4 protein-coding genes are annotated in these 8,395 nt (G+C 44.1%); 2 read left to right on the top strand and 2 right to left on the bottom strand.

What is annotated here, in order from left to right; genetic code table 11:
• Positions 1-139: 139 nt before the first annotated feature.
• The gene (gene bglX / locus KTR06_RS17720) at positions 140-2,449 is read left to right on the top strand and encodes a beta-glucosidase BglX (protein WP_004324488.1); all 2,310 of its coding nucleotides are present in this window, start codon (positions 140-142) and stop codon (positions 2,447-2,449) included.
• Between the two features lie 18 nt (positions 2,450-2,467).
• Complete coding sequence (locus KTR06_RS17725; protein ID WP_217290647.1) at positions 2,468-3,871, top strand: glucoamylase family protein; 1,404 nt, start codon at positions 2,468-2,470, stop codon at positions 3,869-3,871.
• Positions 3,872-3,898: 27 nt separating this feature from the next.
• Here the strand turns inward: KTR06_RS17725 and KTR06_RS17730 are convergent, their stop codons facing one another.
• Positions 3,899-6,460 (bottom strand): outer membrane beta-barrel family protein, encoded by a 2,562-nt coding sequence (locus tag KTR06_RS17730; protein WP_128131414.1) that lies wholly within the window; start codon positions 6,458-6,460, stop codon positions 3,899-3,901.
• 233 nt (positions 6,461-6,693) lie between these two features.
• On the bottom strand, positions 6,694-7,143 hold the full coding sequence (locus KTR06_RS17735; protein WP_055235161.1) for a hypothetical protein: 450 nt from the start codon (positions 7,141-7,143) through the stop codon (positions 6,694-6,696).
• Between the last annotated feature and the right edge of the window lie 1,252 nt (positions 7,144-8,395).

Here is an 8,395-nt window from a genome sequence, read left to right on the forward strand (position 1 = left end):
AGTTCCTCGGTGCCGAACGGTTGTTTCCTCGGTGCCGAAACTACTGTTCCTCGGTGTCGAACAATGTCCTCCTCGGTGCCGAACATTCAACGCATCAGGAGGACTTTATATGAATAGAGATAAAAGCAACTATAATAATATGATATACAAAAAGTTAAGTCTATCCGTCCTGTTGTTTGCCGCAGGTTTTCTAACCGCGTCGGCACAAAAGTCGCCACAGGATATGGATCGTTTCATCGACGTATTGATGAATAAAATGACGCTGGAAGAAAAAATCGGACAGTTAAACCTTCCTGTCACCGGAGAGATCACTACGGGACAGGCTAAAAGCAGCGACATCGCCGCAAAAATCAAGAAAGGCGAAGTGGGAGGATTGTTCAATCTGAAAGGAGTAGAGAAAATACGTGAAGTACAGAAACAGGCTGTGGAAGATTCACGGCTGGGTATTCCGTTATTGTTCGGGATGGACGTTATTCACGGATACGAAACGATGTTCCCTATCCCACTCGGTTTGTCTTGCACCTGGGACATGACAGCCATTGAAGAGTCTGCCCGCATTGCAGCCGTAGAGGCAAGTGCCGATGGAATCTCATGGACTTTCAGCCCGATGGTGGATATTTCACGCGACCCTCGTTGGGGACGCGTATCCGAAGGTAGTGGCGAAGACCCGTTTCTCGGTGCCATGATTGCCGAAGCGATGGTGCGCGGCTATCAGGGGAAAAACATGGAACGGAATGACGAAATCATGGCCTGCGTAAAACACTTTGCGTTATATGGGGCAGGCGAAGCCGGCCGTGACTATAACACCGTAGATATGAGCCGCCAACGAATGTTCAATGATTACATGCTGCCGTATGAAGCAGCCGTTGAAGCGGGTGTAGGTAGCGTGATGGCTTCTTTTAATGAAGTAGACGGTATTCCGGCCACTGCCAATAAATGGCTGATGACAGATATTCTCCGCGGACAGTGGGGATTCAACGGTTTTGTGGTGACTGATTATACCGGTATTTCAGAAATGATCGATCACGGTATCGGTGATCTTCAGACAGTATCTGCCCGTGCCATCAATGCCGGAGTGGATATGGATATGGTAAGCGAAGGTTTTGTAGGAACACTGAAGAAATCCGTTCAGGAAGGAAAAGTCTCTATGGAAACGTTGAATACGGCTTGTCGTCGTATTCTGGAAGCCAAATATAAACTGGGATTGTTTGATAATCCTTATAAATATTGTGATCCGAAACGTCCGGCACGCGACATCTTTACCAAAGCCCATCGTGATGCAGCCCGCAGAATTGCAGCAGAAAGTTTCGTTCTTCTGAAGAATGACAGTCCCGACGGTAATCCGAACGGAAATCCGTTGTTGCCTTTCAACCCAAAAGGAAATATTGCAGTAATCGGTCCGTTGGCAAACAGCCGTAGCAATATGCCGGGTACATGGAGCGTAGCAGCTGTGCTCGACCGTTGCCCTTCTTTGGTAGAAGGATTGAAAGAGATGACAGCCGGAAAAGCGAATATCATGTACGCTAAAGGAAGCAACCTGATTAGTGATGCAAGTTACGAAGAACGGGCAACGATGTTCGGCCGTTCCCTAAACCGTGACAACCGCACCGACCAGCAGTTGTTGGACGAAGCATTGAACGTAGCCCGTCGGTCGGATATCATCATCGCAGCGCTAGGTGAATCTTCTGAAATGAGTGGTGAAAGCAGCAGCCGTACGGACTTGAATATTCCCGACGTACAACAGAATCTGTTGAAAGAGCTTTTAAAGACAGGCAAACCGGTGGTACTGGTGTTATTTACCGGACGTCCGCTTACGCTAAACTGGGAACAGGAGCATGTGCCTGCCATTCTGAATGTATGGTTCGGAGGTAGTGAAGCCGCTTATGCCATTGGTGACGCTCTCTTTGGTTACGTCAATCCGGGTGGTAAACTGACTATGACTTTCCCGAAGAATGTCGGCCAGATACCTCTTTATTATGCGCACAAAAATACCGGACGCCCATTGAAAGATGGCAAATGGTTTGAGAAATTCCGCAGCAACTATCTCGATGTGGATAATGATCCGCTTTATCCGTTCGGTTACGGTCTTTCTTATACGACGTTCTCTTACAGTGACATCGACTTGAGTCATTCTTCCATGGACATGAACGGTTCGTTGACCGCGGCAGTGGAGGTTACCAATACCGGAACATGGCCCGGCTCGGAAGTGGTACAGCTTTATATCCGCGACGTTGTGGGTAGCAGTACCCGTCCCGTCAAAGAGCTGAAAGGTTTCCAAAAGATATTCCTCGAACCGGGAGAAATGAAGATTGTCCGTTTCAAGATTGCTCCGGAAATGCTTCGATACTATAATTATGACTTGCAACTGGTTGCCGAACCGGGCGACTTTGAAGTGATGATCGGTACGAACAGCCGTGATGTGAAAACCGCGAAGTTCACGTTAAACTAAACTTTTATCACCTTGATTATGAATGATAAATATAAAAGAATAATAGAAATGAGTGCATTTCCGCTCATGTTACTATTTCTATCCGCCGTTGCCCTGACTTTCCAGAGCTGTAAAGGGAAAAGCAAAAGCAACAACCTTTCCGCAGCCACCGACTCGTTATCGGACGACGCCCTGATGGATACCGTCCAGCGACGGACTTTCCTTTATTTCTGGGAAGGTGCCGAGCCGAATAGCGGCTTGGCTCCCGAACGTTATCATGTGGACGGCGTTTATCCAGAAAACGATGCCAACGTAGTCACTTCCGGCGGCAGCGGTTTCGGCATCATGGCTATCCTTGCGGGAATCGACCGCGGTTACGTCACCCGCGAGGAGGGACTGGCACGAATGGAACGCATCGTTTCTTTCCTCGAAAAGGCAGACCGTTTCCACGGAGCCTACCCTCATTGGTGGTATGGTGATACGGGCAAAGTGAAACCATTCGGCCAGAAAGATAATGGGGGCGATCTGGTAGAGACCGCTTTCCTCATCCAAGGGCTGCTGGCTGTACACCAATATTACGTCAACGGAAACGAGAAAGAGAAAGCCCTCGCCCAACGGATCGACCAGATTTGGCGGGATGTCGACTGGAACTGGTATCGGCAAGGCGGGCAAAACGTTCTTTACTGGCATTGGAGTCCGACGTATGGCTGGGAAATGAATTTCCCTGTACACGGCTACAACGAATGTATGATTATGTATATTCTTGCCGCCGCTTCTCCTACACACGGAGTACCTGCGGCTGTATATCATGACGGTTGGGCACAGAACGGAGCCATCGTTTCTCCGCATAAAGTGGAAGGAATCGAGTTGCATCTCCGCTATCAGGGCACCGAAGCCGGACCGCTTTTCTGGGCTCAATACTCTTTTCTCGGACTTGATCCGGTGGGACTGAAAGATGAATACTGCCCTAGCTACTTCCACGAGATGCGCAACCTGACACTGGTGAACCGTGCTTACTGCATCCGCAACCCTAAACATTACAAAGGTTTCGGACCGGATTGTTGGGGACTGACCGCCAGCTACTCCGTCGATGGATATGCGGCTCACTCACCCAATGAACAGGACGACAAAGGAGTGATCTCCCCTACTGCCGCACTTTCATCCATTGTCTATACACCGGAATATTCCATGCAAGTGATGCGCCATCTGTATGGTATGGGAGATAAAGTGTTCGGTCCTTTCGGATTCTACGATGCTTTCAGCGAAACGGACAATTGGTATCCGCAACGTTATCTGGCCATCGACCAGGGGCCTATTGCTGTCATGATCGAAAACTACCGGACCGGATTATTATGGAAACTCTTCATGAGCCATCCCGACGTACAGGCCGGACTGACCAAACTTGGTTTTAACACCAACAAGCAAGACGTGAGACAGAAATAAAAGGGAATCCCGGTGTGCGGAAGTGGTCTACTGACCACCTCCACCCCCGGTGTTTCCACCTCCTCCGCCGCCACCTTTCACATCGTCATTGTCGATGCTTCGTGCAGCTTTCTTCACACTGGCTTTCAACTCACCAAGCCGATAGCTGATACTGAAACCGTAATACCTGCTCGGATATTTGCTCGAACTCTTCGAAATAAAGTTAGCTCCTTCTGTGTGATTATTGTAAGTTCTGTATTTCTCCAGAACATTGCTGCAATAAATATTCAAAGAAAGACGTTCTTCTTTCAGGAAAGAACGGCTCAATCCCAAACTATAATAACTATATCCTGAACCTTTTCCCTGCAAACTGATTCGGGGTGTGCTACCTCCGCCGTTCAGGCTCAAACGTACTTTTCCCGGTAAGGTCTGCTGAATTCCTCCATAAGCAGAAGCATTCCATCCATAATTGTGCAGTTCTTGGGCAGGACTCCGCAAATCGCTATAATTGCCACGTCCATTGACGTAAATTCGAGTTTTAGGAGAAGCATTCCAGTTCAAATAAAAGTTCAATCCTGTTTCCCGGCTCTTTCCGATATTACCGTATGTGCTATACAGTGCGCCGTAGGGAGCTTTATGCCCGCCTTCAAAGATTTCTCCGTCTTTATCAGTAATCAAGCGGCTGATTCTTTCAATTCCGTTGTTATTGAAAGAATGACGCAAAGAAAGATTGATGTTGAACTTGGACGTAAAACTGCTGTAAGACAAGTCGAACGAATGACTCTTCTCACTCTTCAGGTTCGGATTTCCCTGATTGATAAACATCGGATTCTGATTATCGAAATAAGGATTCAAATTCCAGATACCCGGACGCCAGATACGCATATTATATCCACCACGCAAATTCTGCGTCTTTCCTAGTTTTATTCCCAAGGAAACGGAAGGAACCAGATCACTAAAATTCGAATCAAAGTTCTCGCCCGGACCCACCAGATACTTCACCTCTTGTATGGTTTGCTCATAACGTAATCCCGGTTTGAAAGTAAATCCCTTGTATTTCAGCGTATATCCGGCATAAGCAGAGAGAATATGATTCAAATGACGGTACTCGCTACTACGATTCTCATTATATGCATAGTTTTCACTTGCTCCCTCGGCTTCATAAAACCGATTATCACTGGAGTTACGTCGGAAAATATATTTGGCACCGGTTTCAATTGTATGCAGCTTTCCAATCGGAGTAGTATAGTCCACTTGGAAAGTCTGCTCCATCGTATTTGTCTTTCCGTCCGAATGGAAATTCTTTAATGACAATTCTTTGATGATATCCAGTTTATTCTCATCAGGCTCGATATCCAGATAAGTATTATATGAATCATTCGTTTGGGGTTGGGAATTGATTTTATAAGAAAGCGTAATCATTCGTTCTTTATTCTTTCGGGAAGTACGCTGATAGTCTATATTTCCGTTGATAGAATACCATGACCCTTTTCCATGATTGTCGGTCCTATAACGGTACGCAAAATCCTGTCGGTCAGCTCCGTGCATAATCGTATTTCCGCCACTGTTACTTTTGTCACTACTGCCGTACATTCCGAAAGCCACGGTCAGCAGCCTCAACGTATCAATCTCGTAACTGGCTTCCAAATTGCCATACTGGAAATTCCCTTTCGACTTGGAGCTACTTTCCGATTCCAGATATTTTTCATTCTCTTTATCCGGTTCGTAGTTTTCGCGATAACTATCGGAATAGCTGCGCGGGCTATTATTATAATTGTAGTTATAGTTGGCAGAAACAGTCAGTTTACCTTGTTTCACCATTGCGTAAGTGCCGGCACCTACTCCGTTATTATTAGCATTTCCTCTGAAAGTAGCCGTGTATCCTTCAAATCCGGAACCTACTGTGACGATATTCAGAATACCTCCGATACCTTCCGCATCATATTTAGCTCCCGGTGAAGTTATCACCTCAATATATTTGATTGTGTTTGCCGGCATACTTTTCAGTACTTCCTTCGGATTATTGCTCATCATATTATTGGGCTTTCCATTCACATGTATCTTGAAACTGCTACTGCCGTTCACCTGTACATTGTCTTCTCCATCCACCGTTACCAAAGGCACTTTCCGAAGCATCTCCAATATACTGTTCGATTTTGAGTCCGGATCATCTTCAATATTATATTCAATCTTATCCACATCTACCTTTACCAAAGGTTTTTGTGCAACTACCTCCACTCCTTTCAATACGTTATTGGCTTCCGAAGAAATCATTGTGCCCAAATCAACCTCCTTCACGGACGGTTTTAGAGTAAATTCCTTTACTATCGGCGCTTTACCAATCGAAGAAATGGTGATGATGTAATTGCCCGCAGCGACATTCAGTTTCTCCTGAAACTTACCATTCGCCCCAGTCACCGCCATCTTGACTGCTTTATCCGGAGCATTTTTCTTTGCTATTTTGATGGTAGCATACGGTTCTCCCTCTTGTGTTAAAGAATCAATAAGTACTCCTTTGACTGTATAAGAAGGAGCTGTGGATTTTTGTGCCCACCCCGCCACGGAGGTAGCGAATACGAATAGAATTAGTAGTAACAGTCTGTGTTTCATGACTAGAAATATATTAGTTTATGTTTATTAGACGCAAGACATTCAAAAATGCTGCAAATTCGAGAGCCAAAAGTAGTTGGTTTATCTACACTTACGAATTTTTCGGAGTTAAGAATATAAAACGAATGGATAAAAAATCTTACTACAGTATATTTCTAGTATTTTTAAACATTTCTGTTTAGGGATATCTTTAAATATATCTATTCAGGGTTTAAAATGAGATAGAATGGTATTTACCGTCGTATCAACCGTATCAGTCGCCTTAAGTGAGCGCAGATTCTTCCAATCCAGCAAGTACTAAAGTTCTCTTCATATTTCGTGAACACTTTCTCACAATCCCGGAGCCGGCTGTTTTGCCTTTTCATAGCTGTTTGTATCTCTTTCATTCGAGCTATTTGCTCTCTTTGATACAAGAGTTCTTTGTCTTGACAGCCAATAATTTCAGCATATAAGTTACAGATATTTGCTTTTTCAATACATAGGTCTTCCAATGTGTCGATATACTCGGCTGTAACTCGATCCTTATTCTGATGCAGGAATCCGATAAGGCTTTCTTCATCAACAGTGGTGATACCTTTCTCATACGACATCGGGAATCTTTTCATATCCGCCCAAAGCCAGATTACTTCTTTGTTGATTCCATACTTGGCCGCCGCTTCTTCTACGCTAATCCATTTTGGCATAATGCTTTTGTTTTAATGTGTTCCACAATAAAAATGGAGTATTATTTTGTTTATGTGGCACAACGTGCATCCACGTTTTCTGTATTTCGGGCGGACGGGGAATTGTTTAGGTTAGACTTTTGGGGTAATCATAACCGACCGGACACAAAAAAGACGTGAATGCTGTTGCACCATTATCTCCACTCGAGGTCTTAGCATACCCTATAGAAAGACAATGATAACAACAGACATCCACGCCAATCGTTTATATATAACACATCTCCAACGGATATGTTGATATAAAGCCGTTCGCGTGGAATATCTGTTGAATCATCTCTCCTCTATATGAAATTGCTAAGTTTCGAGTGGGAGAGACAATACATTACATATTCCATTTAGTAATATATACCGCCTCCCGCTAATTTCATCACGCTGATGAGCAGAAAGCGTATGACAAAGATATACATATTTTTTGAAATGTGGTGGAAATATGGAAATAAATGCTGGAAGTTATGTATATTCAACAAGCCGACTCAATTGTAATTCTTGGAGGATTTGGTTTAGGACAGCTATATCCCTAAAATTTGATTCATTCCTGCACTGTTTTGAATAAAATAATGGAGTATTCTAAAAACGTTGTGGTAAATCTGAAAAAGACGATTGAGTTTTTAAGATTCCCCGTTATCTTTTTATTATAAGATATGGGTCAAGGGTGAGGGGTGGTGAGGGTAGATTTATAACCTTTTATTTTATTATTTTCTATACTATCTCCTTTTTTATCTATAAAAAAAAATACGAAAGTTATAAATCTACCCTCACCATCCCTCACCCTTGACCCATTCATTAGCGCAACGTTTAACTCGTTTCTATGCAGTTTTGATTCTTTTCATCACAGAGGACACGGAGGACACAGAGGTGAATTGGGTTTATGACTTACGGTTGTGACCCTAATTTTGATGCGTAATCCTTCCTCTATAAAGTTGAAAAAACATAAAAACATCTGCCACCTGCAACCAAACGCGTGTAATGTGCTAATTGATAAATAGTTGGAACGTTGCAGATACCTGCGGCAGATAGGTTGCAGATAAAGTATCTGCAACACGTTATATAATCAAAGAAAAAGCCTTGATTCCTTGATGCAAAGCTATGGGATAATTGGGGTGACTCTATGGAGAAATGGTGGTGTCTGTAGTGTACTAAATAAGTTGACACTTCTTCAATGCGAAATTCCCATGAAAGAATTAAAAAAGAAGTACACTCCTTACACAGAATC

This window comes from Bacteroides sp. MSK.20.12 (assembly GCF_019052435.1).
Classification (GTDB): domain Bacteria; phylum Bacteroidota; class Bacteroidia; order Bacteroidales; family Bacteroidaceae; genus Bacteroides; species Bacteroides xylanisolvens.